Below are 23,515 nucleotides of genomic sequence, written 5' to 3'. Positions count from 1 at the left end.
GCGACATGGCCACCGCGGCTCTCGCGGACATTCCGCCACGCCCACCCCTCCCCGCCGCTCGAAAGAAGCGGCGGGTGTTGACGCTGCGTCAGCGGATTCTGCTGATCGTGATCGCCGGTATCGCGCTGGCCTCGACCCTGATCGGCGGAGCCGCGGTCTTCACCGTGGGTAACCTGCTGGAAAACCGGGTGGATGAGCAGCTGCAGCACCTGGTGCAGCGGCCCGACCGGAATCCGGGGGTCGCCGACCCACAAAACCAGTCGTTCCTCGGCGACCCGGGCACCGGCCCCGGCGCGCTCGGCGTGCTCGTGGTGGACGGCGTGGCCGTGCGCTCGGCCGCGCTCAGCGCCGACGCGGTCCCCGAACCCCTGGATGACGCGCAGAACCGCGCGATCCTGGCGGCCCTGGGCAAAAACGAACCGGTCACCGTGAACATTCCGGGCCTTGGCAACTACCGCATCTTGGCGCGGGACGTGCAGGTGCTGGTCTCCCAGACCACCCTGCGTCCGGGCGTGAGCGTGGTGGGACTGCCGATGGCCGCGACCGAGCTGACCCTCTCCCAGCTGACCCGGGCGATCTTGGCGCTCGCCGCCGGTGTCCTGCTGCTCACCGTGGCTGCCGCCTACCTGGTGATCCGGCTCGCGCTGCGTCCGCTGGACCGGGTGGCCGCCACTGCCGCCGAGGTGTCCAGGCTCTCGTTGGGAACCCCGATGGACGAGGACACCGAAGGTGCCCCCGCCCCGCCGGGACGTCGCCTGCCCGGGCTGCGTCCGTGGAGCGCGCCCGGGTCCGCCAGCGCTCGGCCAGTGGGCGAGGACCGGAAGGATCGCGCGGCCGCGAGTGCCGAGTCCACCACGCTGAACGGAACCTATTCGAGCGAGATCGACCTGCCCGCCCGCGCGCAGGCCTCCGAATCCGCCCGCCGTGCCGCGCAGGCCGAGGACCGGACCGAGGCGGCGCTGCGGGTGCGGGTGCCCGAAAAGGACGCCGATGAGCGTACCGAGGTGGGCCGCGTGGGTGCCTCACTCAACCGGATGCTTGGGCACGTGGAGGAGTCGCTGCGGGTGCGCCGCGCGGGCGAGGTGAAGCTGCGAAGGTTCGTCTCGGATGCCAGCCACGAGCTGCGCACCCCGCTGGCCTCGATCCGCGGCTACTCCGAGCTGGCCCGCCGGATCGGCGGCGACCTGCCCGAGGACATTGCGTACTCGCTCGAGCGGATCGGATCCGAGTCGATTCGGATGACCGGCATCGTCGAGGACCTGCTGCTGCTCGCCCGCCTGGACGAGGGGCGCGAGCTGACTCAGCGTCCGGTGGATCTCACCGACATCGTGTTCCATGCGGTGAACGATGCGCGCGCGGCCGGTCCCGAGCATCCGCTGGACTTCGAGGGCCCCGACACCCCGATTCGGGTGCTGGGTGATGCGCCGCGGATTCAGCAGGTCATCGTCAACCTGCTTGCCAATGCCCGCGTGCACACCCCGGCCGGTACCCACATCGGTGCCCGGCTTGCGGTGGTGGACGGGGAGGCAGTAATCGAGGTGCGCGATGATGGCCCCGGGGTTTCCGAGAAGGTTCGCGACCACGTGTTTGAACGCTTCGTCCGCGGGGATGAGTCCCGCACCCGCACGGCCGGCGGGAGTGGAACCTCGGGGCTCGGGCTGTCGATCGTCGCCGCGGTGGTGCAGGCCCATGGCGGCCGCGTTGCGCTGGACTCCGAACCCGGAAACACGGTCTTCACGATCACGCTGCCGCTGCTCGAGGAAGACGCCGAACGCCCGATCTAGCCGTTCTGCGCCTCGTGCAGGCGGGCATAGTGCCCGCCGAGCTTCAGCAGCTGCTCGTGGCTGCCGATCTCGACGATCTTGCCGCGGGCCAGCACCACAATTCGGTCGGCCGAGCGGATGGTGGAGAGGCGGTGGGCGACGATCAGGGTGGTCCGATCGCGCAGCAGCGTGTCCAGCGCGTCCTTAATGTGGGACTCGGATTCGGAGTCCAGCGCCGAGGTCGCCTCATCGAGGAACAGGATCCGCGGATCCCGCACCAGCGCCCGGGCGATCGCCAGGCGCTGCCGCTGACCGCCGGACAGGCTCGCGCCGCGCTCACCGACTACCGTGTCCCACCCCTGGGGCAGGTTCTCGATGATGTCCATCGCGTGCGCATCGGTCAACGCCTTGAGTACGCGCTCATCGGTGACGTTTTCCAGGCCGTAGGTGATGTTGTCACGCACGGTCCCGTCAAAGAGCACCGACTCCTGCGGCACCACCGATACGAACCGGCGCACCTCGCGCAGGTCGAGGGATTCCAGGTCGCGTCCATCCAGCAGGATGCGTCCGCTGGTGGGGCGCAGGAAGCCCAACACGAGGTTCAGCATCGTGGACTTTCCCGAGCCCGAGGGGCCCACAAACGCGATGGTTTCGCCGGGGTTCACGGTCAGGTTGACGCCGTCGATGGCGACTCGGGGATCCCCGGGGAAGCGGAAGCGAATGTCCTCGAAGCGCAGCTCGCCCTCGACGTCGGTGATGTGGGACTTGCCGTCGTTCTCCTCAACATCCGGGTCCTGCAGCACCTCGCCCACCGAGCGGATCGACTCCAGGCCGCGGGTGAACACGGGTACCAGGCTGAGCAGGGTTACGATGCCGCCGGTGAGGATCGTGAAGTAGGTGCTCAGCAGCACCACCTGACCCGGGGTGATCGGCAGCAGACCGGTGAGGGAGGCGGCCGCCGCGGCCACCAGGCAGAAGACACCGAGCAGCTGGTAGGCGACCCAGGACATCGCGCCGAACCGGCCGTTGAGCACGTCGAGGTTGATGCCCGCGCTGCGCACCTCCTCGGTGCGGTGGGAGACGCGTTCCACGGCGACCTTTTCCAGGCCGTGGGCGCGGGTGATCGGGATCAGCGTGGCCATCTCGCCCACCCCCTTGGAGAACTGCTCAACCTGGCGGCGGAAGTCCTCATTGCGGTGGCGCGAGCGGGCGCGCACGTAGCGCATCAGCAGCACGGCTATCGGCACGGTCAGTGCGAACACCAGCACGAAGGCGGGCACCTGGATCGCGGTCATGATGATGGCACCGGTCAGCGCGGCCACCGCCGAGAGGGCGGCGGGGAAGGCCTGCTGCATCATCAGCTCGACGTTTTCCACGTCGCGGACCACCTTGGTCTGGATGACCGCGGCGCTCGCCCGGGAGTGGTAGCCGATCGAGAGGGACTGCAGGTGCTCGGTCAGGGTGTTGCGCAGATCGGCGGCGATCCGGCGGGTGACCGTACTAAAGAGGCGGGTGAAGGCCATATGCAGTGGATAGTTCTGCAAAAGCAGCACAACGGCGAGACCCGCGGCAATCGCGAGCTCGGTGAGGGAACGGCGATCAACCACGATGTCGATCACTCGCGCGGTAATCACCGGCATCAGCCACAGCGGGCTGTCCTTGACGATGAAGGCGAGCGCGGCCAGCAGCAGCTTGCCACGGTGCGGGCGCAGCAGGCCGAGGAACGCGCGGCCGGGATTGTGTCCGAGCGGCGGCAGCGGGATGGGGGAGGTGTGGGGTGCGTTCACGAGGTTCCGGTTTAGGGGTCGATGGTCGATTCACGAGAGTACTCGCTTTTGCTCGAGTCGGCGATAGCCTACTGAGAGCGACCATTCCTCGGATCGCGCGAGTAAAGGAGCCCCGATGACCGACCGCCTGATCCCCTGGAGTGCTGGAACCTGGACCACCGCACCTGTGTCCGCCACGCAGACCGACGCCGGTCTCGTTGTGGAGGCAGCGGAGGGCAGCGATGCCTGGCGGCACACCTCCTACGGGTTTGTGCACGATACCGAGCACGCGCTGATCACGCCGTTTGCGGTGGGACGCGCGGTCGAGGTGTCCTTCAGCGCCGAGTTCTCCGAACAGTTTGATCAGGCGGGCGTGTTCCTGCGGGCGGCCGAGGACACCTGGATCAAGGCGGGCGTCGAGTTCGCCGATGGTGCGCTCCAGCTCGGCGCGGTCGTGACCCACGTCAACTCCGACTGGTCGGTGGCACCGGTCCCCGAGTGGAACGCCCGCGTCATCACGATCCGGGTGAGCCGCGACGAGACCTCGGTCACCGTGCGCGCCCGAGTGGATGCCGAACCGTGGCGTCTGGTGCGCGTGGCACCGCTTGCGGGCTCACTCGCCGTGTCCGCCGGTCCGCTGATCTGCGCGCCGACCCGCGCCGGTTTCTCGGCGACCTTCCTCGGCTGGACCGAAACCGCTGCGGACGCCGAGCTGCACTAGGGCAGCATCTTCGGGAGGCTATGAGGCGAGAATCTCCAGGAAGGTCTGCTCCGTGACGATCTCGATGGTCTGTCCCTTTTGCGCAAGCTCTTGCGCACGCTGAACCTTGGTGCTCTGCGTCGCACCCGCGCGGAGCGTGGCCGGGTCAAAGCCGCCGGTCACCACAAGGGTCGTCTTCTTGGTGACGCTACTGGACACCGTGGCACCGAAGGACGCAACCATCTGCTGTGCCTCCGTGCGGGTGTAACTGTCGAGTTCACCCGAGAAGCACACCACCTCGCCGAACAGAGGGTGGTGCGGGTCGGCTTCGGCCCTGGGCTGAGGCAGATCGGCCTTCTTGGTGTGGGTTCGGATCCGAGGTGAACCCGAACCTTTTCGACCGGGAATCGAGGCCCACAGCTCCTCGATGGTTGTGGACCCGCGCTCCTCGGCTACCCGCATGGTGATGAGCGCACAGGCACGCGAATCCGCTCCGGCCTCGTGGTGGTCGAAGGTCGGCAGGCCGAAGTGTTCGATGACGAGCGGGAGCTTGTGGCTGGGGAGCTGGCAGTGTTTACGGACCACGGCCAGCGCGTCAAAGAAGTCAAACCCGGCATGCAGTGTTTCGGTAAGGGCGTTGGCCGCGTTGTATACGCCCTTATCGAAGGGGCTGTATGCCACCAGCGGTGCCCCGGCCGAATAGTGTTCGATGTTCACGAGGGTTTCCTGCCAGGTGGGCGCGCCAGACACGTGTTCGGGACCGATCCCGTGCAGATATGTGTTGGTGAAGTCCATCCCCGTGGGCGGGGAAATAAACCAGGAATCGGTCGAGACAATCTCGCCGTTCACGACCTTGGTGAGACCCACCGCGCATGCGGATGCTCGGTCAAAATTTGCTGTTTCAAAGTCGATGGCCACAAAGTTCAAAGGCATATACGGCAGCCTAATTCCCCGGAACTTTCGACTCTATCCCCCTCCCGGGGGGTTCTAGCCGCGCGCCTCCAGCGCTGCCACCGCCTGCACCGTGGCCACGGTGAGCGGACTCGGCAGGGCGTCGAGGGGGAACCAGTCCAGGCCGTCGTGCTTGTGCGGCTCGACCAGGTGCGGGGTGCCGGTGAAGGTGGGTGCCAGGTGGACCGGGGCGATCCAGTGGGTGCCCGCCTCGGTGTCGATCTGATCCACCACACACAGCAGCGTGGTGTCGCCGAGGGTGATGCCCAGCTCCTCGGCAATCTCGCGGGCAATCGCCGCGGGAACGGTTTCGCCCGGGTCAACCTTGCCGCCGGGCAGCCCCCAGAAACCGGCTTCGGGTTCGCGCCTGCGGCGGATCAGCAGCAGCTTGTCATCGCGAAGAATCGCGGCACCGCAACCCACACGGGGTTCGGACTGGACGGGCTGGGTCATGACAAACCTCCGAGCGAGACAAACGTGGGCGTACCGAGCCTATCGGGACCGGATCAGTCGGCGTCCAGCTCGAAGGCCGCCTGCTCGAACGCGACCCCGTTCACCTGGAGCGCCACCGCGTGCTCGCCCGGGTGATAGCGCCGGGTTGTGATCGGCTTAAACGAGTGCTCCTTGGCAACCCGGATGCGCTCGCCGGGGGCCAGTGTGCGGGTCACCAGCTTGAATGTCTTGGGGGCCAGGGTTCCGTTGGCCTTCTGGAAGTGGATCACATAGTCGATCGCCAGCTTGGTGGCGCTCGATCCGGTGTTGGTCACGGTCGCCGAGAAGCCGATTTTGCCGCCCGCGGGCACCCGCTCGGTGGTCAGTTCCAACGCGCTCACCTCGGCCGCCGCGGGGGCGAAGCCCAGCTGAGCGAGCGCCGTCGGGTCACCCTTTTTGATCAGGGTGCGCAGCGCGTGCTTGACCAGCCAGGCGGTGTTGTCGTCGGGATCGGCGAGCCAGGCGGCCGTGGTCTCGGTCACCAGGTCGGGGCGGTGTCGGGCAATGTCGTTGAGGTGGTTGGCCACCGAACGGCGCACGTACTCGCTGGGATCGCGGTAGAGCGCGTGCAGGATCGGCAGGGTCGATTCGGGCTCGGCGATGATCTGCGGCACCCGCACACCCCACGGCAGATACGCACGGGTTCCCTCCGAGGCGAGGCGACGCACGTGCTCATCCGGGTGGGATGTCCAGGTCTGGATGATGCCGAGCGCCCGGTGCAGGTCGTGCCGCAGCAGCCCGCGGATCCCCCATTCGGCGGTGAGCCCCGGGGTCAGCGCCGCCTGAAGCGCCAGCGCCTCGGGCAGGTGGGTATCGGGATCGGTGGCCAGGGCGCGTGAGGTCACGGCCTCGGTGAGCGGCCAGACACCCCAACCGCTCGGCGGCGTGGGTGCCTCGGCTGCCGCGTGAACGAGGCGCGACAGCACCGCGAAGTCGCCGGGCACATCGGCCAGAATGGCATCGCGAATCAGGTCGGTGCGCTCGCGCAGGGTGAGTGGGCTCAGGACGTCCGCATCGATTGCTGTGAGCGCGGGAGAGTGCTCCAGCCCGGCCTCTCGCAGCGAGGTTTCCAGCGCGCGCAGCGCCTGGTGGCCGAGTAGTTCATCGGCAAAGGGCATGGGATCTCCCGGGGGTGAGGTGTGTGCTCAGCCTAGTCGGGGCGTGTGACAGCGCCTCTAGTGCGCGGTGGTGCAGGTGCGATCCAGGTACTCATCGATCGCGGTGAGGCTCGCGCTCACCCGCACCTGCCGATCGTAGAGTCGCTGCCGGTAGCCCTCCAGCTCGGTGCGGATCTCCGGGTCGATCGGGGTGTCAAACACCGACTTTTCGGGGTTCACCCCCGGTAGCAGCAGCGGAATCAGCCGGGTAGGGATCCCCGCGCTCAGCAGGCAGCGAATCTTGTTGACGGTTTCCACGGCGGTGTCGGCATCGTAGATTCGATAGTCGTTGGTATCGCGTCCCGCGTGCAGCAGACCCTGCTCCTCGTAGTAGCGCAGCAGGCGCGGCGAGGTGTCGGTGCGGGTGGCAAGCTCGCCGATCTGCATGGCGCTCCTTCGTCGTGGGCGTGTTGTGGATAACAGCCGGATGGGAATCAACATTCCCGGGTTTATGAATGGCGGCTTGACCCTGCCATTAGTGGTAGCCCGTCATCCTGAACCCATGAGTTTATCTGTGGGCCAGGTTGCCCGCCCCGTTCGTCCCCTCCCCGCCGCGATTCTGCTCGCCGGCGTGGGCTTCATCACGCTGCTCACCGAGATCCTCCCGGCCGGTCTGCTACCCCAGATCGCCCGGGACCTCGGCGTCTCGGTGTCGCTGGCCGGGCAGGGGATCGTGGCGTTTGCCATCGGCTGCATCGTCGCCGCGATTCCGCTGACCCGGGCCACCGCGACCTGGAACCGCCGCTCACTGCTGCTCGGTGTGCTGATTGTGTCCGCGCTGGCCAACCTCGGCACCGCGATGGCTCCGGAAATCGTCACCCACCTGGGCACCCGCTTTGTGGCGGGCCTCGCGGCCGGGGTGGTGTGGGCGATGATCCCCGGCTATGTCCGCGGATTCACCGGGCCCGGCCGTCTCGGCGCGACGCTCGGTGTTGCGTTTATCGGCGGCACCATGTCGTTTGCCGTCGGGGTGCCGCTGGGAACGCTGCTCGGGACGAGTATGGGGTGGCGCGCGGTGTTCGCGATCATCGCCGGCCTCACCGTGATCGTGGGCGTGATTGCCGCGCTCGGTGCCCCGCGCGTTCCCGGCATTCACCGGGGAGCGGATGCGCGCATCCCCGTCGAGCAGGGTCTTGCCGCCGCGCTGCGCACGCCCGCGGTGCTGCTAGTTCTCGCCGCGGTTGCCCTGAGCGTGATCGGCCAGAACCTCGGCTACACCTACCTCACCCCGATCCTCGACTTCGGCGGGGTGAGCCTGAACCCGAGCCTGGTGTTTGGTTTGTTCGGGGCCGCCTCGATTATCGGCACGTTCGGGTCGGGCCGGCTCTCGGACCGCTACCTCACCGCGACCCTGGTCGCCGCCATCACCGCGGGCATCATCGGATTGGCGGGGATCGCGCTGGCCGCCTGGCCGGGGCTCGTTCCCACCTCCGTCGGCACCGTGCTGCTGATCATCGGAGCGCTGGCCTGGGGCTACGCGTTCGGCGGGTACTCAGTGCTGTTCCAGGTGGTGATGGCGCGGGCCGGTGGGGACGCCGCCGATGCGGCCCAGTCAATGCTCGTCACGGTCTGGAACCTCTCGATTGCGTTGGGTGGAATGATCGGCGGACTGTTACTCGCGGGTATTGGCGCGCTGGTGCTGCTGCCGATTGCCGCGGTGCTGATGCTGCTGGCGCTGATCCCGGTGCTGCGGGTACTCGCGGGCTTCCGGGCCGAGGATGCGGCGGTGCTGCGGGAGCCGGTGGCCGTTTAAACGTCGACATCCCCCGAAACCCTGAGGTTTCGGGGGATGTTTTGTGTCTAGACGGTGCGGGCGCCGGTGTCCACCCGGGTCGCGGCGGCGATCGTTTCGCGCAGGGATTCGGCCGAGACCGGACGCGAGTCCTCACCGCCGGCATCGGTGGTGTCGGGGTCGAAGTAGGGGGCGGTGTAGGCAATGGTGTCGGTTTCCACCCGCCAGGTTTCGGCCAGCGGGGTGACCGGGACCGCATCCCAGCCCAGGGTGTCCAGCAACGCGGTGGCCTGGGCGAGGGCCTCGGGATCATCGGATCCCAGCGGAAGGGCCGAACGGTCCGCGGCCCCGGCCGGACGTGCAAGCTGGGGCAGGTGACGGGCGGCGATGTTGTTGAAGCCCTTCACATACCGGCTGCCGACGAGGTGTGCCGAGAGCAGCTCGCTCACGGTGGTCTGATTGGAGTCGAGCTCGGGGATGCGGCCATCACGCGAGGGGTAGTAGTTGCTGGTGTCGATTACAACCTTGCCCGCGAGGATCTCGGCCGGGAACTCCCGGGTCGCGACCAATGGGATGGTGAGCACCACGATATCCTGCGCGGCTGCCTCGGCCACGGTCCCGGCCGAGATCTGGTCGCCGAGTTCGGCCACCTTGTCCGTAAGGGATTCCGGGCCGCGCGAGTTTGCCAGCACGGTCTGGACGCCCGCGCGCTGCGCGAGGGTCGCGACCGCGGTGCCGATGTGTCCGCTGCCGATAATGCCGAGTGTGGTCATGATGATCCTTCCGACGTGCGCCGAGGCGCGTTCTCCGGGCGCGCATGCGGAGCCGGTTGTGGAGGACCATAACGACCACGGACCGCGCCGGATTCCCGGATGACCGATTATGACCGGGCGGCGGATCTCTCGGCGGACCGACATCACGCTCCTGAAGGGTGCAGCGCCTCCTCCAACGCCGTGAACAGCCCGTGCGACCACCAGGCGAAATCATGGCCGCCGCGTACCTCCCGGTAGCTCACCGGGTACCCCGCGGCGCGCGCCCGGTCGCGCAGCAGTCGGCCCTGCGGGACGAGGATCCCCTCCTCGGAGCCCAGCTGCATGATCAGCCGGCCGGTCTGGGGCCCGGGTCTCCGGCTCGCCAGGCGCTCGCTGACGTCCCCGGGGTCTTCGGCGTGCGGGCTGGGTTCGGTGTCCGCGCGGAAGTGGAAGGAGCCCGACTGGACGATTCCGGTGTGCGCGATATCTGGGTGCTCAAGTACCAGGGCCCCCGCGGCCAGGCCGCCGTAGCTCTGCCCGGCCACGATGATCCTCGCCGGATCAAGCACCTGCCCCAGCGTCTCGGCCACCGCGGGCAGCACCTCGACCCGCAGGATCGCGGCGATCCGCTCGGGGTGGGGAAGATCGCTCTGCCGATCCTCGGGGGAGATCGCCGACACCATCGCCACCGCGAGACCCGGTGCGCCAAACCGGTCGAGGGCGTCGGGGAGGTTCAGGGCGTCCCAGCGATCCCCATCAAAGAGGACCAGCAGTCGGGTGACCGCCTCGGGCGGGGTGTACAGGTACACCGTGCGCGCGGGGGAGAGATGCGGATCGGTGCGGAGGATACGGCGCTCGCCGCGGTGGCGCGGAGGAAGCGCTGGGTCCCAGGCTGCATGTGCGGCAAAGCCGGGCATCACGAGCATCGAGGAGGTTTCGCCCAGCGGATGCGGGAGCGTGCGCGGATTACGAGGATCGGGCACCCCGCGCTCATGGATCCGCTTCCAGCCGGGGCGTGCGGCCCCCACATCGCGCGGAATATGGGTGTCGGTGACAAACCGGTACCCGGCCAGGATGTCCTCGGGCAGCAGGTAGCTGATGTGGCGAATGCGGGTTCCGGGGATGCGCTCCAGCAGGGCCGGGGTGATGTCGTGGCGATGAGCATCGGTGAGTGAGTTGATGTGCACCATGACCTCGGGCTCATCCCCCTCCCAGAGGAACGTGACCTCGCGCAGCGCGGTGCTCTCCACGACCCGGGCCTCCCCGAGCACCGGGGAGATGGACACCTCGGCCCAAAAGTCCTCCTCGGTTGCCAGGGCTGACGGGGCCGTCACCTCGGAGGCAGCCACCGCGGGAACCGTCACCGCTCGGTCGGTTGCCGGGGGCACCGCCACCCCACTCAACCGCCGCTGCCACCCGGCAAGCCAGGCGGGCGCGGCCGGGAGCGGGGCACCACTCGGCGCGGTTGGGGTGGGGGCAAGTTCGTTATCCACGGGCGGGAAGCTCCTTCTCGGTGGGGACAATCAGCGGGCGTCCGGTGACCGGATCGGGAATCACCAGCGCATCCACGTTGAAAACGCTGCGCACAATCTCCGAGGTCACCACCTCCTCGGGACTGCCCGTGGCGATCACCCGGCCCTCGTTCAGCGCGATCACGTGATCGGCATAGCGGGCAGCTTGGTTGAGGTCGTGCAGCACAGCAACCAGGGTTTTGCCCTCGTTTTGGACGAGGGAGCGGCACAGGCGCAGGGTGTCCAACTGGTGGGAGAGGTCGAGGTAGGTGGTGGGCTCATCCAGCAGCACGAGCGGGGTCTGCTGGGCGAGCACCATCGCCAGCCAGACGCGCTGACGCTGTCCGCCGGAGAGCTCATCCACGTTGCGCTGGGCGAGGTGGGTAACCCCGGTGGCCTCCATCGCATACCGGGTGGCCTTGCGATCATCCTCGCTCCAACGGCGCAGCAGACCCTGATGGGCGAAGCGTCCGCGGGAGATCAGGTCGAGCACCGAGATGCCGTGCGGGGCGACCGATCCCTGCGGGAGCAGGCCCAGCCGACGGGCAACCGTGCGGGTGTCCAGCGCGTGGATGTCCGCACCGTCCAGCAGGACCTGGCCCGCCCGCGGCCGGGTGAGCCGGGAGAGCGCGCTGAGCAGGGTGGATTTACCGCAGGCGTTGGGGCCGATGATCACCGTGAAGCGTCCGTCGGGGATGTCCACGCTGAGGTTTTCGGCCACCACGGTGGTGTCATAGCCGAGGGTCACGCCTCGGGCCTGAAGGGGAATGGTCATGGTGTCTTTCGGAGGAGGAGCCAGAGCAGGTAGAAGCCGCCGAGTACGCCGGTCATCAGTCCCACCGGGAGCTTGGCGGAGATCGGCAGAACCTGGCCGAGCAGGTCGGCGGCCAGCAGCAGGGTCGCGCCGAGGCACGCCGATGCCGCCAGCGGGACGTGGGAGACCCGCACCAGGCGGCGGGCGAGGTGCGGGGCGGCGAGGGCAACAAAGCCGATCGGTCCGGTCGCCGCGGTGGCCAGGCCCACCAGGGCAACCCCGGCCCCCATCGTGAGCAGCCGCACCCGCTCGGTCTTGACGCCGAGCTGGCGGGCGAGCCCCTCATCGAATTCCAGCGCGTTGAGGTGCCGGGCCCCGAGGATCAGCGCGGGCAGCAGTAAGACCAGCGCGATCCCCACGGTGGCCACGTTGTCCCATCCGCGCAGGTTGAGCGTGCCGGTGAGCCACATCTGCGCCCCGATGGCGATATCCGCGTGCCCGCGGGTCAGCAGAATCACGGTGACCGCCTGAAGCAGCGCGCCCACCCCAATACCCACCAGGATCAGGCGCTGACCGTCGGTCTCGCCGTTCTTACGGGCGAGCACGTAGACGGCGATCGCGGTGACCAGCCCGCCGGCAATCGAGGCGAGGCCCACGGCCACCACCCCGGCCGCGGCGAGCATGATCGCCGCGACCGCGCCGGTGGCGGCCCCCGAGGTGAATCCGATCAGGTCGGGGGAGCCCAGTGCGTTCCGCGAGAGCGACTGGAACACCGCACCGGAGATCGCCAGACACGCGCCGGTGAACAGGCCGGTGAGGACTCGGGGCATCCGAATCTCCCAGACGATCGAGGTCGCGGCGGGATCGCCCTGCCCGATCAGGATCGTCCACAGCTCCCCGGGGGAGAGTTCCAGCTTGCCCTGGCTGAGCGAGGCAAACCCCACGGCCAGCGCGATTACGATCAGCACCGCGCAGCTGATCACCGTGCGCGGATGCCAGCGCAGGCTGATCCGCCCGTGGTTCAGGGTCAGCGCCCGAAATCCCGGGGCCAGGGTGCCTTGCGGGGTCACAGCTGCACCAGCTTTCGGCGGCGCACGATAAAGATAAACACGGGGGCTCCGATCAGGGCCATGACGATCGCGGCCTGCAGCTCGCTGGGCCAGAGGATCAGGCGGCCGAGGATATCGGCGGCCAGCAGGAGGTCGGCGGAGAGGATCATCGAGGTGGGCAGCAGCCAGCGATGATCCGGTCCCACCAGGGTGCGGGCAAGCATCGGGGCGGCGAGGCCCACGAAGCTGATCGGCCCGGCCAGCGCGGTGGCCCCACCGGCGAGCATCACGATGCAGATGCCAGTGAGTAGGGTGATCCGCCGGGGCGAGGCCCCCACCGCGCGGCTGAGGTCCTGTCCGAGGGCGGCCGCATTGAGTGAGCGCCCCAGCAGCAGGGCCAGGATCAGGCCCGCGGCGATGGCGAGTCCGGGGGCGAGGATCGCATCCCACGGGCGGCCCTGCAGTGATCCGGCATCCCACGCCCGAAACGAGGTGAACGCGGTGGGCACGTTGAGGAGCAGCGCCGAGGTGTAGGCCCCGAGGATCGCCCCGGTCGCCGCCCCGGCGAGCACCAGCCGCACCGGATTACTCGGGGTGCGCAGGGCCCCGCCGAGGGTGAACACCAGGACCGAGGCGGCGGCCGCCCCGGCGAAGGCCAGCAGGATGCCGCCGAAGCTGGAGACCGCCGGGAAAAACACCAACCCGGTCACCACTCCCGCGGCGGCCCCAGCGTTGATCCCGAGCAGCCCGGGCTCGGCCAGCGGGTTGCGGGTCAGTGCCTGCATCGCCGCCCCGGCCACCCCGAGAGCGCAGCCGGCCAGGATCCCGATGACCGTGCGCGGGAAGCGCAGGTGGGCGAGGATCACATGGTCATTGTTCTTGGGGTCAAAGTCGGTGAGCGCTCGCCACAGCGTCCCGAACTCGATCACGTGAGAACCGGTGGCGAAGCTGAGGATCACCAGGATGATCAGCAGTACTCCGCCACCGGTCAAAACCCACGTGAGGTTTCGTTTACGCTCGGAAGGCATTGACGAGGGTGTTTGCAACTTCCAGCGCACTGTAATAGTCGATGCGGAAGGAGTTCAGACCCAGCGGGACCACGGTGCCGCCGTTCAGCGCGGGGATGTTGGCAAAGGCCGGGGCCGATACCAGCTTCTCCTTGGTGGCGTCATCGGCGCTCACCAGCAGCACGGTCGGGGCGGTCAGCGAGACCACCGCGTTCTCGGCGGAGAGGAACTGGAAGTCCTTGCGATCCGAGGCGGCGGGCTTGTCGCCGGGGAACTCGGGGTTGGTGATGGGCAGACCCAGCTCGGTCAGCAGCGCGTTGTGCGGTCCGGTGGTCAGTGCAAACGCGGTGTCCTCCTGGGCGCCGTTGAAGACCACTGCCTGCACGTTCCCGGCTGGTGCGGCGATCTTGGCCTTGGCCTCGGCGATCTTGCCCGAGAAGTCACTGATGGTCTCATCCACCTGCTTCTCCAGGCCCAGCGCCGGACCGAGCTGCTTGGCGATGTCCTCCCAGCTCTGCGTGCTGTAGTTCAGCGCGATGGTCGGGGCGATTTTGCTCAGCTGCTCGTAGGCGTCCTTGGTGCTGTCGGCACCTGTCATCGAGATGACGATCAGGTCGGGCTTGGCCGCGGTGACCGATTCCAGGTCCAGTTCCAGGTTGGGGTAGAGCACGTCCACACCCCGCTTGCTGGCCACCTCGCCCCACTGGTCGAAGAACCCGTTCTTGTCCAGGCCGTTACCGGGGGTTCCGGCGGCGGAGGCGGCGATCGGGGCGTCGATTGCGAGCAGGGTTCCGGTGAGGGTCAGCGAGGTGGAGACAACCTTCTTGGGCTGCGCGGGAATGGTGGTTTTCCCGAGTTCATGCGTGATGGTGCGGGGCCAGACGCCCGAGTCTGCGCCGTCCGATACGGTGGTGGCCTCACCGGTGGATCCGCTCGCCGGGGCGCAGGCCGCCAGCGAGGCGGTCAGGCCGAGGGCCAGTGCCAGGGCACCGAGGGTTTTGAGCAGCCGCGAGGGGCGCACGGATGTGGTCATGGGGTCTCCAAATCGTTGGGGTATTGCGGGGAAAGTGGTGTTAGTTCTGGGGATCTTCGGCGTCCAGGGGCGCATGGTGATCAAGATCGGCGATCCCGCGCTTCCAGTAGCCGGACACGTCGATCTGATCGCGGTGCAGGCCGCGCTCGCCGAGGAGGTGTCGGCGCAGCGGGATCAGGGCGCTCGCCTCCCCGGCCACCCAGACGAAGCTCGCGGAGAGGTCGCACGAGCTTGCGGTAATCGCGGTGGCAAGGCTCTCCCCGGCACCGCGATCCAGCCAGGTGACCGTGGTGTTTTCCCGGTGCGGCAGCTCGATTCGCGCGGCGGGGCTTTCCACCTCGGCAAAAACCGTGAGGTGGGCGCAGGCCGGGGCCTCCTCGATCCAGCGAGCCAGTGCGGGCAGGGCGGTCTCGTCGGCCCCGATGAGATAGTGCGGATAGTCTTCGGGGAAGAGCTCGGAACCGCGCGGCCCGAGCACGCCCACGGTGTCGCCGACGGTGGCCCGGGCCACCCAGGCCCCCACCGGACCGTGCGGGTGTTCCACGCCCCACAGCACGAGCTCGGCCGGGGCCTGGGCGGTGGCCGGGTGGAACGCGCGCACCGTGTAGTCGCGGGAGCTCCAGGCCCCACCGTTCAGGGGTGCGGCGATGCGCTCATCCACGATCCGCGGAACCGACAGCACCCCGGTCTGCGCATCGGGCACAATCAGCTTGACGTGTTCGGCCATGCCGCCGCGCACCGAGACCAGCGGTGCGGCCTCGAAGTCGCCGTGCAGACGCAGCTCGATCAGCGAGGCCGAGAGACGTTGGATCGCGTGCACGGTCAGTGTGCGGGCATAGAGCGGGTGCCTGACCCGGGTGGTGCCCGGGTGGACACGGTGCTGCTGGGCCAAAACCCACCTCTTTCGGGGACTAAAATTCCGGTGAGCTTTTAGGTTAGGCGAGCCTATGTTTTAATATTTTGGTGGGATGGACATCGGGACTTCGAGTTTTGGACACCGCGGGTACAGCCCCGGCCGAGACGGCCGCCGCCGCGCCGAATTCCTGGGGGTACGCGCATGAGAGCCACGAGCTCACCTGGGTGATTAGCGGCGGCGCGACCCTGATTCTGGATGGCGCACACTTCCGGGTGGATCCCGAGCGGGCACTGTGGATCCCGGCCGGGCTCGCGCACGAGGTGCGTCCGGATGCCGGCTCGCTGCTGCTGCCGCTGTATATCCAGGTCGCCGAGTTTGGGGCCGCGGAGACCCGGGTGCGGGCGATCTCGCGCACGCCGGAGATCGAGGAGGTGGGGCGCGTGCTGTTGCAGCCCGGACTCACCACCGCGAGTGAGCGGGCCGCGAAGATCGCCCAGCTGCGGCGCTGCGTGTGTGCCGAGGTACCCGCCGCGGGGCCGCGCTATCCGGCCGATCCGCGAGCCCTGGGGGTGGCCCGCTCGCTGGCCGCGTTCCCCGCATCGCCGCTCAGCATGGAGCAGTGGGCGCAGCGCGCGATGGTCTCGGCGCGTACCCTACAGCGCCACTTTGTGGACGAGACCGGCTTCACCTTCGGGCAGTGGCGAACCCACATGCGCATGGCCGCGGCCAGTGATCTGCTGCGCGCCGGACACGCGGTCTCCTATGTGGCGGTCCAGGTCGGGTACACCAATCCGCCGGCGTTCACCACGGCGTTTGGGCGCGAGTTTGGGATGCCGCCCAGCGCACTGCATCCCGAGACTGCCGCCGCACGCTAGCGGGTGCGTTCGGATTTTCGGGCGCGAAAAAGCCCGGGCACAAGCTGTGCCCGGGCTTTGAGCACCGAAATTCGGGTTCGGTAGGTGTCGCTAGGGGAAGAAAACTACTTGGCGACGTGCGCGGCGACGAAGGCTGCGTAGCCCTCGAGCCATGCCTTGAGGAACGCGGCGGTTCCCTCGTTGGTGACCTCACCGGTCTCGGTGATCAGGCCCTCGGTGAACTGCAGGTAGACCTCGGGCTGGTTGAACAGCGCGGCGTCGGAGAAGTTCAGGATGCCCTTGAGGTGCTGCTGAGCGACGGCGGTACCCACGGCACCGATCGAGGCACCCACGACGGCGGAGGGCTTGCCCAGGGAGTTCTGACCCCAGGGGCGGCTGGCCCAGTCGATGGCGTTCTTCAGCGCGCCGGGAATGGAGCGGTTGTACTCGGGGGTTACGTACAGCAGAGCGTCGGAAGCGTTGATCGCGTCCTTGAGGGCTACGGCCTCGGCGGGGTAAGCGCCATCCAGGTCGTGGTTGTACAGCGGCAGGTCCTTGATCTCGACCTCAACGAACTCAAGGTTCGCCGGGGCGAGGGCCTTCAGTGCAAGGGCGAGCTTGCGGTTGATGGAGTTGGCGGACAGGCTGCCAACGATGTAACCGATGCGATAGGTGGTCATGATGACCCTTTCTTATTCCGAATACTTTGCACGGTGCTCCGTGAAGTCCATTCATATGAAACTAAACCGGGTGGGCTTCCATTCCCACTTTCCAAACTTTTTCAAAAATTTCTGAGATCCGCATCAATCCGCGGATAGATCGGCTCCGAATAGATGACAAAACGGGAACAATTCACACAATGTCGGAGGGCAGTGTCTACGCTAGGTACTCACAACCGCACGCAAAACGTGCGAGATGGGGATGATCTGTGATCGAGTTTGACGGAATTTCGAAACGCTTCCCGGACGGCACCCTCGCGGTGGACAACTTCTCGCTGCGCCTGCCCTCACGTGAAATCACCGTGTTTGTGGGGTCCTCGGGGAGCGGTAAGACCACCCTGCTGCGGATGATTAACCGCATGGTGGAACCCACCTCGGGCCGCATCCTGATCGACGATGAGGACGTCGCCAGCCTCAACCCGGTGACCCTGCGTCGTCGGATCGGCTACGTGATGCAGAACTCCGGTCTGCTGCCGCACCGCACCGTGCTGCAGAACATCGCGACCGTGCCGCTGCTCAATCGTGTGCCCAAGGCCGAGGCCGTGGCACGCGCCCATGAGCTGATGGAAACCGTGGGTCTGGATTCGGCGCTGGCCAAGCGCTACCCGGCCGAACTCTCGGGCGGCCAGCAGCAGCGGGTGGGGGTGGCCCGCGGGCTCGCGGTGAACCCGAACATCCTGCTGATGGACGAGCCCTTCGGTGCGGTCGACCCGATCGTGCGCCGCGAGCTTCAGGAGGAGCTGCTGCGCATCCAACGTGAGCTGGCCAAAACCATCGTGTTTGTGACCCACGATATTGATGAGGCGTTCCTGCTCGGCGACCACGTGACGATCCTCTCCCGGGGTGGACACGTGGCCCAGCACGGCAGCCCGGACGAGATCCTCTCCAACCCGGCCAGCGAGTTTGTGGCCGACTTCATCGGTGCCGACCGCGGTCGCCGCGCACTGACCCTGCGCCAGAGTGAGGGTCGCACCCTCGTGGTGGACGGGACCGGCCGCATCGCCGGTGTGCTCGGCGCCGAAACCGCGACCGGTCCGGTCTCGGTGGGTGCGGGCGGACGCGATGAGCACCTGGGCGAGATTACGCTGGGCACCGAGGCGGCGGATCTGCCGGACCTGGATACTTCTTCGCCGAATTCGGGGGAGCTTGGCTCGTCGCCTGAGGCTCCGGAGGTGGATACTCCTTCGCCGAATCTAGGGGAGCTTGGCTCCGAGAACGAGGCTCCGGGGGTGGATACTCCTCGATGAGTTGGCTCTTCGAGAACTTCTCCGATGTGTGGGCCCTGGTGCTCACGCACGTGGCGTTGAGCGTGCCGCCGATCCTGCTGGGGCTGATCATCTCGGTCCCGCTGGGCTGGGTTGCGCACCGCTATCGCTGGGGCCGCGGCACCCTGCTGACCATCGCCGGTTTGCTCTATACGATCCCGTCGCTGGCGCTGATCATCGCGATGCCCACGATCCTCGGCACCCAGATCCTCGACCCGATCAACCTGATCGCCGCGCTGACCCTGTACGCGGTCGCGCTGCTGGTGCGTACCGCCGCCGATGCGTTCGATCAGGTTTCGCCGCAGGTGCTGGATGCCGCGACCGCGCTGGGTTACGGCCCCTGGCGACGCTTCTGGCAGGTCCAGTTGCCGCTGGCCGGACCGATCATCATCGCCGGGACTCGCGTGGTTTCCAGCAGCACCGTGAGCCTGGTCACCCTGGGCGCGCTGGTGGGAATGAGCGGGCTGGGCTACCTGTTTACCGATGGTACTCAGCGTTCGTTCCCGTTTGAGATCGGTGTGGGCATCGTGGGCACGGTTCTGATCGCGCTGATCTTCGACCTGATCATCGTGCTGATCGGCAAGGCCCTACTGCCCTGGTCGCGTACCCGCCGGGTGCGTAACAAGACCAATGCGGAGACCCTGGAGGTGACCACGAATGCTTGACGGCCTGAACTGGTTGCTGGATCCCGCACACTGGACCGGCTCACGCGGGATTCCCACGCGGCTGCTGGAGCACCTGGCAATCACCGGGATGACCCTGCTGATCGCCGGGGTGATCGCGCTGGCCGCCGGCCTGGCTATTGGTCACACCCGCCGCGGCCGCGGACTCGTGGTGGGCCTGAGCGGTGCGCTGCGCGCGATGCCGACCCTGGGTTTGCTGGTGTTTATCGCCGTGCAGTTTGGTTTCGGGGTGCGCATGGCGATCATCCCCACGCTGATCGTGCTGGTGGTGCTGGCCATTCCGCCGATCCTCGCCGGGGCGTACGCCGGAATCGAGTCGGTGGATCCGGCCACCGTGGATGCCTCGCGAGCGCTGGGCCTGACCGAGTGGCAGATCCTCTGGCGGGTGGAGTTCCCGCTGGCGCTGCCGCTGATCGTGGGTGGGCTGCGCTCGGCGATGCTGCAGGTGGTCGCGACCGCCACGGTCGCCGCCTATATATCCCTCGGCGGCCTGGGGCGCTTCCTATTTGATGCGTTGCCGCTGCGGGACTATCCGCAGATGCTCGCCGGCGCGCTCCTGGTGGCCGCGCTGGCCCTGATTCTTGACCTTCTATTCCTGCTTGTGGGTAAGGCGGTGCTCCCCACTGGGGTGCGCGCGGCCCGCGGCAACCGACGCAGTAAAACCCCTACCGAGAGGACAGCAGCATGAATATTCGTGGAGCAAAACGGGGACTAACCCTGGCCATGGCCGCCGGCGCGATCTTTGCCCTGAGCGCCTGCGCCAGTGGCGACCCGCTGAGTGGTGGCGGCAGCAGCGCCGCCGGAGACACCATCGCTATCGGCTCGGCGGCCTTCGCCGAGAACGAGATCATCGCGCAGATTTACGCACAGGCGCTCGAAGCCAAGGACATCAAGGTCGACTTCAAGGGCCAGATCGGCCAGCGCGACGTCTACCTGAAGGCCCTGGAAGACGGATCCCTCGACATCGTGCCCGAGTACTCGGGTAACCTGCTGCAGGCATTCGACAAGGACTCCAAGGCCTCGACCTCCGAGGAGGTCGAGAAGGAGCTGGGCACCGCGCTGACCAACGGTCTCGCGGTCCTCAAGGCGTCGCCGGCGGAGAATAAGGACTCCTATAACGTCACCAAGGAGTTCAGCGAGCAGAACAACGTCAAGAGCCTCGCGGATCTCGCGGGCCTTGACCGCGACCTGACCGTGGGTGGTAACCCCGAGCTGGAGCAGCGTCCCTACGGTCCTCCCGGACTGGAGTCGATCTACGGTCTGAGCGCCGCCAAGATCAAGTTTGTGCCGCTGAGCGACTCGGGTGGGCCGCTGACCGTGGGTGCGCTGAAGGATGGCACCGTGGACCTCGCGGACATCTTCTCGACCACCCCGGCGATCAAGGAGAACGGCTTCGTGACCCTTGAGGACCCGAAGAACATGATTCTGCCGCAGAACGTCATCCCGCTGGTGAGCAAGAAGGCCAACACGGACAAGGTCGCCGAGGTGCTCAACAAGGTTTCGGCCGAGCTGACCACCGAGGACCTGATCGAGCTCAACGGCAAGAACCAGGGTGCCGAGAAGGCCAGCCCCAAGCAGCTGGCCACCGACTGGCTCAAGGAAAAGAAGCTGATCTAGTTTCACCCACTTAAACACGCTGCCCGCCCGGATCTTGATCCGGGCGGGCAGTCTGTTTTGTTCGCGTAGGCGGGAATCGAAGAAACCGTATCCATTTGCCCTATTGACGAGTAACATCTCCCTTAAGCGAGTTTCCGCCTATCCGGCTCGCCGTTATATGAGGAGTTTTCATGGTTGTTGAGCTGTCGGTACCCGTCGTCCAGGCCGCCAAAAGCATGGGCGAAGACCTCGCCGGATGGCGCAAGATCCTCGGGCTCACCACCACTCAGGTGGCCGAGCGGGCAGACATCAGCCGGGACACCCTGCGCAAGGTGGAGCATGGCGACCCCACGGTGAGCTTCCACGTGGTGCTGCGCGTCGCGCGGGCGCTGGGCGTTCTGAAGACCCTGGCCGATGCGCTCGATCCGCTGAGCACCGACCTCGGCCGTGCCCGCGCCGGGCTGCTCAACCGAAAGCGCGTGCGATGACCCACGCAGACAGCTTGGAGGTGCACGCCGAGATCGAGGGTGAGACGATCTTCGCCGGAAACGCGCAGTTCCACCGCAGTCGGGGCCGGCTGACCGCCACGACGTTTCAATACGCTCCGACCTATCTTGAGCACCCGCGTGCGTACCGGTTGGATCCCGGACTGGAACTGGTTTCGGGAGCCCAGTATGTGGACGGACTGCCCGGAGCCTTCTCGGATTCGGCTCCGGATCGTTGGGGTCGTAACCTCATCGCCACGCGTGAGCGTGCGACGGCGCTGGAGGAGAACCGCCGGGCGGACAACTTGGACGACGTCGATTATTTGGTGGGGGTCGCCGACCTCACCCGGCAGGGTTCGCTGCGTTTCCGAGAGGACCCGAACGGAGCCTTCGTTGACGCGGAAACCGCGGTGCCGAAGCTGCTAATGCTGCCCGAGCTGCTGCGCGCGGCCGAGGCCACTGCGAATGACGATGAGGAGGGTCTTGAGGCAGTGAAGATGCTCCTCGCCGCGGGTACCGGTTCGCTGGGTGGGGCGCGGCCCAAGGCATCGGTGCGGGGAGAAAATGATCGCCTGATGATCGCGAAGTTCCCGCATCGCGAGGATGACTGGGACGTGATGGCGTGGGAGGCCACCGCCCTGGAGCTTGCCGAGGCGGCCGGGGTGCGCGTCGCGACGCATCGCCTGACCCGGATCGACGGTCGGCACCTGCTCCTACTTGATCGTTTCGATCGTACCGATGAGGGCCGCCGCATCGGCTATATGAGCGCAATGACCCTGCTGGAGCGCCGTGATGGAGAATCCGCCGACTATGTCGAGATTGCCGAGATGCTGACGGAGATCAGTGCCGAAGCTCTGGCCGATCGTCGGCAGCTCTTCCTGCGTGCCGCCGTCAATGTGGGGCTCAATAACACCGACGATCACCTCCGCAACCACGGATTTCTGCGAGCATCGCGCGGCTGGGTGCTGAGCCCGGCGTTTGACATCAACCCAAATCCAAACTCCTCACAGCGCCAAACGGCCATCGGCGGGGCCGACACCGGCGAGTTTGCCGCCGAAGGGTTGATGCAGCTCGCCGCCGCCTGCCGTTTGAGCCCGACCGAGGCGCGTAAGTGTCTGCGTCAGGCGAGCACTGCTTTGGGGCGATGGCGGGAGATCGCCTTGGGAAACGGCATCCCCGAGTCCCAGCTCCGCCGGTTCGCCGGAACGTTCGACGAGGGGCTTGAGGTTCTCGAACGGGCAACCGCGCTCTTCCCCGAGGGTGGCACTCCCGTTCGAGGCCGCCGGTTCGGTACCCGATAGCCCGCAGGACGAGCGGTATGGCGCGCGGTTGTTATAACAATTCGGCGGATCCGCGGATGATAGTGGACAGTCGGCAACGTGGTCCGCGATAATCGGGAACCATTATGTCTGACACCGGTGTGAGCGCAAACAACTTTCCGACAGCCGAAACGCGGCCCGACCGAGTAGCGCGTGTGCCCTGGGCCGCGGTTATCGTTTTTACGGTGGTGGCGTGGGCGCTGGCCTGGCTGGTGATCCTGCCGCTGTGGCTGACCAAGACGGACAGTCCGGTGTACCCGCTCCTGGGCGGGGTCCTGCCCGCGGCGATGATGTTCACCCCACTGCTCGCGGTCCTCGTGGTGGTGTTCGCGATGAAGGTGCCGCGCGGGGAACGCCTGCGGTTCCTCGGCATCTGGCCACTGCGCCCAGCCAAGCGCGTGGTGTGGTTCACGGTGTTGGCGGCGTTCGTGCCGCTGCTGCTGGTTGCCGCGTGCCTGGGGATCTCGGCGCTGTTCGGCTGGATCACCCTCGACCTGGTGGGCTTCTCCGGCTTCAAGGCCATGGTTGGTAATTCACTGCCCGTGGATGAGTCGCTGATCGGGACGATCGTTATCGCGCAGATCCTCTCCATCCCGCTCGGCGCCCTGTTCAACGCGATTCCCGCGTTCGGCGAGGAAATCGGCTGGCGTGGCTGGCTGCTGCCGGCGCTGCGTCCGCTGGGCATCTGGCCCGCGCTGATCCTCAGCGGCGTGATCTGGGGTGTCTGGCATGCGCCCGTTACCCTGCTGGGGCACAACTTCAACCAGGCCGATCTCTGGGGTGTGCTGACGATGGTGGTCGGCTGTGTGCTGTGGGGCATGCTGTTCGGCTGGGTGCGGCTGCGCACCGGCTCGATCTGGCCCGCAGTCATCGGCCACGGTGCCCTCAACGCCTCGGCGGGTCTGATCTTCCTGCTTTCGGCGGCGGGTGCCCCGATGAACCTGACCCTGGTGAACCCGCTGGGGGTTTCGGGATGGATCGTCATCGCGATCATCGTGCTGGTCCTGGCCCTCACCGGCCAGTTCAAGCAGGAACCGCAGCTCGCGCCCAAGCGCATCCCGACCGTCTAAC

The 23,515-nt window shown here is 67.2% G+C and carries 23 protein-coding genes and 1 pseudogene; 11 read left to right on the top strand and 13 right to left on the bottom strand.

The features are described from left to right. Positions 1 to 5: 5 nt before the first annotated feature. The gene (locus tag D9V34_RS04500; RefSeq protein ID WP_245991905.1) at positions 6 to 1,784 is read left to right on the top strand and encodes a sensor histidine kinase; all 1,779 of its coding nucleotides are present in this window, start codon (positions 6 to 8) and stop codon (positions 1,782 to 1,784) included. On the opposite strand, the gene D9V34_RS04495 is transcribed toward D9V34_RS04500, so the two are convergent. Next, positions 1,781 to 3,550, bottom strand: a complete 1,770-nt coding sequence (locus tag D9V34_RS04495) for an ABC transporter ATP-binding protein (RefSeq protein WP_121687682.1) — start codon at positions 3,548 to 3,550, stop codon at positions 1,781 to 1,783. The two genes, D9V34_RS04500 and D9V34_RS04495, sit on opposite strands and share 4 nt — an antisense overlap. 115 nt (positions 3,551 to 3,665) lie before the next feature. Here D9V34_RS04495 and D9V34_RS04490 point away from each other — a divergent pair, with 115 nt between their 5' ends. Continuing rightward, positions 3,666 to 4,250: a DUF1349 domain-containing protein gene (locus D9V34_RS04490; RefSeq protein WP_121687681.1), complete on the top strand. Its 585-nt coding sequence runs from the start codon at positions 3,666 to 3,668 to the stop codon at positions 4,248 to 4,250. A gap of 18 nt (positions 4,251 to 4,268) precedes the next feature. Here the strand turns inward: D9V34_RS04490 and D9V34_RS04485 are convergent, their stop codons facing one another. Genes D9V34_RS04485 through D9V34_RS04470 form a run of 4 tightly spaced genes read right to left on the bottom strand, consistent with a single transcriptional unit; the run spans position 4,269 to position 7,216 of the window. Further along, positions 4,269 to 5,162 (bottom strand): exonuclease domain-containing protein, encoded by an 894-nt coding sequence (locus D9V34_RS04485; protein ID WP_121687680.1) that lies wholly within the window; start codon positions 5,160 to 5,162, stop codon positions 4,269 to 4,271. Between the two features lie 54 nt (positions 5,163 to 5,216). After that, the gene (locus D9V34_RS04480; RefSeq protein ID WP_121687679.1) at positions 5,217 to 5,633 is read right to left on the bottom strand and encodes an NUDIX hydrolase; all 417 of its coding nucleotides are present in this window, start codon (positions 5,631 to 5,633) and stop codon (positions 5,217 to 5,219) included. Positions 5,634 to 5,686: 53 nt separating this feature from the next. Beyond that, complete coding sequence (locus tag D9V34_RS04475; protein WP_121687678.1) at positions 5,687 to 6,790, bottom strand: DNA alkylation repair protein; 1,104 nt, start codon at positions 6,788 to 6,790, stop codon at positions 5,687 to 5,689. A gap of 57 nt (positions 6,791 to 6,847) precedes the next feature. Next, on the bottom strand, positions 6,848 to 7,216 hold the full coding sequence (locus D9V34_RS04470; protein WP_121687677.1) for a MerR family transcriptional regulator: 369 nt from the start codon (positions 7,214 to 7,216) through the stop codon (positions 6,848 to 6,850). Positions 7,217 to 7,331: 115 nt separating this feature from the next. Between D9V34_RS04470 and D9V34_RS04465 the strand changes: the two genes are divergently transcribed. Further along, entirely contained in the window at positions 7,332 to 8,582 is a 1,251-nt protein-coding gene (locus D9V34_RS04465; protein ID WP_183091844.1) for an MFS transporter, read from the top strand. A gap of 47 nt (positions 8,583 to 8,629) precedes the next feature. Here the strand turns inward: D9V34_RS04465 and D9V34_RS04460 are convergent, their stop codons facing one another. From D9V34_RS04460 to D9V34_RS04430, 7 genes are all read right to left on the bottom strand, one after another. Continuing rightward, on the bottom strand, positions 8,630 to 9,334 hold the full coding sequence (locus D9V34_RS04460; RefSeq protein WP_121687675.1) for an NADPH-dependent F420 reductase: 705 nt from the start codon (positions 9,332 to 9,334) through the stop codon (positions 8,630 to 8,632). A gap of 143 nt (positions 9,335 to 9,477) precedes the next feature. After that, a complete protein-coding gene (locus D9V34_RS04455; protein ID WP_121687674.1) occupies positions 9,478 to 10,806 on the bottom strand; it encodes an enterochelin esterase domain-containing protein in 1,329 nt (442 codons plus the stop codon). Beyond that, complete coding sequence (locus D9V34_RS04450) at positions 10,799 to 11,599, bottom strand: ABC transporter ATP-binding protein (RefSeq protein ID WP_121687673.1); 801 nt, start codon at positions 11,597 to 11,599, stop codon at positions 10,799 to 10,801. The genes D9V34_RS04455 and D9V34_RS04450 overlap by 8 nt, the downstream gene beginning before the upstream one ends. Next, positions 11,596 to 12,648: a FecCD family ABC transporter permease gene (locus tag D9V34_RS04445; protein ID WP_245991903.1), complete on the bottom strand. Its 1,053-nt coding sequence runs from the start codon at positions 12,646 to 12,648 to the stop codon at positions 11,596 to 11,598. The genes D9V34_RS04450 and D9V34_RS04445 overlap by 4 nt, the downstream gene beginning before the upstream one ends. Next, positions 12,645 to 13,655, bottom strand: a complete 1,011-nt coding sequence (locus D9V34_RS04440) for a FecCD family ABC transporter permease (RefSeq protein ID WP_121687672.1) — start codon at positions 13,653 to 13,655, stop codon at positions 12,645 to 12,647. Before D9V34_RS04440 ends, D9V34_RS04445 begins: the two co-directional genes overlap by 4 nt. After that, on the bottom strand, positions 13,639 to 14,667 hold the full coding sequence (gene fepB / locus D9V34_RS04435) for a Fe2+-enterobactin ABC transporter substrate-binding protein (RefSeq protein ID WP_183091843.1): 1,029 nt from the start codon (positions 14,665 to 14,667) through the stop codon (positions 13,639 to 13,641). The genes D9V34_RS04440 and fepB overlap by 17 nt, the downstream gene beginning before the upstream one ends. Positions 14,668 to 14,707: 40 nt before the next feature. Further along, positions 14,708 to 15,559 carry a siderophore-interacting protein gene (locus D9V34_RS04430; RefSeq protein ID WP_121687670.1) on the bottom strand — a complete coding sequence of 284 codons (852 nt, stop codon included), beginning with the start codon at positions 15,557 to 15,559 and terminating at the stop codon, positions 14,708 to 14,710. Positions 15,560 to 15,630: 71 nt separating this feature from the next. Between D9V34_RS04430 and D9V34_RS04425 the strand changes: the two genes are divergently transcribed. Next, positions 15,631 to 16,398: a helix-turn-helix transcriptional regulator gene (locus D9V34_RS04425; protein ID WP_147441611.1), complete on the top strand. Its 768-nt coding sequence runs from the start codon at positions 15,631 to 15,633 to the stop codon at positions 16,396 to 16,398. 104 nt (positions 16,399 to 16,502) lie between these two features. Here the strand turns inward: D9V34_RS04425 and D9V34_RS04420 are convergent, their stop codons facing one another. Beyond that, on the bottom strand, positions 16,503 to 17,057 hold the full coding sequence (locus D9V34_RS04420; protein WP_121687668.1) for an NADPH-dependent FMN reductase: 555 nt from the start codon (positions 17,055 to 17,057) through the stop codon (positions 16,503 to 16,505). Positions 17,058 to 17,305: 248 nt separating this feature from the next. On the opposite strand from D9V34_RS04420, the pseudogene D9V34_RS04415 reads away from it, so the two are divergent. From D9V34_RS04415 to D9V34_RS04385, 7 genes and pseudogenes are all read left to right on the top strand, one after another. Further along, positions 17,306 to 18,121 (top strand): annotated as a pseudogene (locus D9V34_RS04415) (ABC transporter ATP-binding protein); the annotation flags it as partial. Positions 18,122 to 18,339: 218 nt separating this feature from the next. After that, a complete protein-coding gene (locus D9V34_RS04410; protein ID WP_121687666.1) occupies positions 18,340 to 19,026 on the top strand; it encodes an ABC transporter permease in 687 nt (228 codons plus the stop codon). Then, complete coding sequence (locus tag D9V34_RS04405) at positions 19,019 to 19,732, top strand: ABC transporter permease (RefSeq protein WP_121687665.1); 714 nt, start codon at positions 19,019 to 19,021, stop codon at positions 19,730 to 19,732. Before D9V34_RS04410 ends, D9V34_RS04405 begins: the two co-directional genes overlap by 8 nt. Further along, positions 19,729 to 20,661, top strand: a complete 933-nt coding sequence (locus D9V34_RS04400) for an ABC transporter substrate-binding protein (RefSeq protein ID WP_121687664.1) — start codon at positions 19,729 to 19,731, stop codon at positions 20,659 to 20,661. The genes D9V34_RS04405 and D9V34_RS04400 overlap by 4 nt, the downstream gene beginning before the upstream one ends. A gap of 170 nt (positions 20,662 to 20,831) precedes the next feature. Beyond that, positions 20,832 to 21,128, top strand: a complete 297-nt coding sequence (locus D9V34_RS04395; RefSeq protein WP_121687663.1) for a helix-turn-helix domain-containing protein — start codon at positions 20,832 to 20,834, stop codon at positions 21,126 to 21,128. Further along, positions 21,125 to 22,426: a type II toxin-antitoxin system HipA family toxin gene (locus tag D9V34_RS04390; RefSeq protein ID WP_121687662.1), complete on the top strand. Its 1,302-nt coding sequence runs from the start codon at positions 21,125 to 21,127 to the stop codon at positions 22,424 to 22,426. The genes D9V34_RS04395 and D9V34_RS04390 overlap by 4 nt, the downstream gene beginning before the upstream one ends. Positions 22,427 to 22,530: 104 nt before the next feature. Next, a complete protein-coding gene (locus D9V34_RS04385) occupies positions 22,531 to 23,514 on the top strand; it encodes a CPBP family intramembrane glutamic endopeptidase (RefSeq protein ID WP_121687661.1) in 984 nt (327 codons plus the stop codon). The last annotated feature ends 1 nt before the right edge of the window (position 23,515 follow it).

Source organism: Mycetocola lacteus (assembly GCF_003667575.1).
Taxonomy (GTDB): domain Bacteria; phylum Actinomycetota; class Actinomycetes; order Actinomycetales; family Microbacteriaceae; genus Mycetocola; species Mycetocola lacteus.
This window is presented reverse-complemented; position numbering and strand designations above follow the sequence as displayed.

Excerpts from the sequence above, each read along its gene's own strand:
- D9V34_RS04490 (WP_121687681.1), top strand. The coding sequence starts at position 3,666 with ATGACCGACCGCCTGATCCCCTGGAGTGCTGGAACCTGGACCACCGCA.
- D9V34_RS04450 (WP_121687673.1), bottom strand. The coding sequence starts at position 11,599 with ATGACCATTCCCCTTCAGGCCCGAGGCGTGACCCTCGGCTATGACACC.
- D9V34_RS04395 (WP_121687663.1), top strand. The coding sequence starts at position 20,832 with ATGGTTGTTGAGCTGTCGGTACCCGTCGTCCAGGCCGCCAAAAGCATG.
- D9V34_RS04420 (WP_121687668.1), bottom strand. The coding sequence starts at position 17,057 with ATGACCACCTATCGCATCGGTTACATCGTTGGCAGCCTGTCCGCCAAC.
- D9V34_RS04480 (WP_121687679.1), bottom strand. The coding sequence starts at position 5,633 with ATGACCCAGCCCGTCCAGTCCGAACCCCGTGTGGGTTGCGGTGCCGCG.
- D9V34_RS04460 (WP_121687675.1), bottom strand. The coding sequence starts at position 9,334 with ATGACCACACTCGGCATTATCGGCAGCGGACACATCGGCACCGCGGTC.
- D9V34_RS04385 (WP_121687661.1), top strand. The coding sequence starts at position 22,531 with ATGTCTGACACCGGTGTGAGCGCAAACAACTTTCCGACAGCCGAAACG.
- D9V34_RS04470 (WP_121687677.1), bottom strand. The coding sequence starts at position 7,216 with ATGCAGATCGGCGAGCTTGCCACCCGCACCGACACCTCGCCGCGCCTG.
- D9V34_RS04440 (WP_121687672.1), bottom strand. The coding sequence starts at position 13,655 with ATGCCTTCCGAGCGTAAACGAAACCTCACGTGGGTTTTGACCGGTGGC.
- D9V34_RS04410 (WP_121687666.1), top strand. The coding sequence starts at position 18,340 with ATGAGTTGGCTCTTCGAGAACTTCTCCGATGTGTGGGCCCTGGTGCTC.
- D9V34_RS04400 (WP_121687664.1), top strand. The coding sequence starts at position 19,729 with ATGAATATTCGTGGAGCAAAACGGGGACTAACCCTGGCCATGGCCGCC.
- D9V34_RS04475 (WP_121687678.1), bottom strand. The coding sequence starts at position 6,790 with ATGCCCTTTGCCGATGAACTACTCGGCCACCAGGCGCTGCGCGCGCTG.
- D9V34_RS04465 (WP_183091844.1), top strand. The coding sequence starts at position 7,332 with ATGAGTTTATCTGTGGGCCAGGTTGCCCGCCCCGTTCGTCCCCTCCCC.
- D9V34_RS04485 (WP_121687680.1), bottom strand. The coding sequence starts at position 5,162 with ATGCCTTTGAACTTTGTGGCCATCGACTTTGAAACAGCAAATTTTGAC.
- D9V34_RS04390 (WP_121687662.1), top strand. The coding sequence starts at position 21,125 with ATGACCCACGCAGACAGCTTGGAGGTGCACGCCGAGATCGAGGGTGAG.
- D9V34_RS04405 (WP_121687665.1), top strand. The coding sequence starts at position 19,019 with ATGCTTGACGGCCTGAACTGGTTGCTGGATCCCGCACACTGGACCGGC.
- D9V34_RS04500 (WP_245991905.1), top strand. The coding sequence starts at position 6 with ATGGCCACCGCGGCTCTCGCGGACATTCCGCCACGCCCACCCCTCCCC.
- fepB (WP_183091843.1), bottom strand. The coding sequence starts at position 14,667 with ATGACCACATCCGTGCGCCCCTCGCGGCTGCTCAAAACCCTCGGTGCC.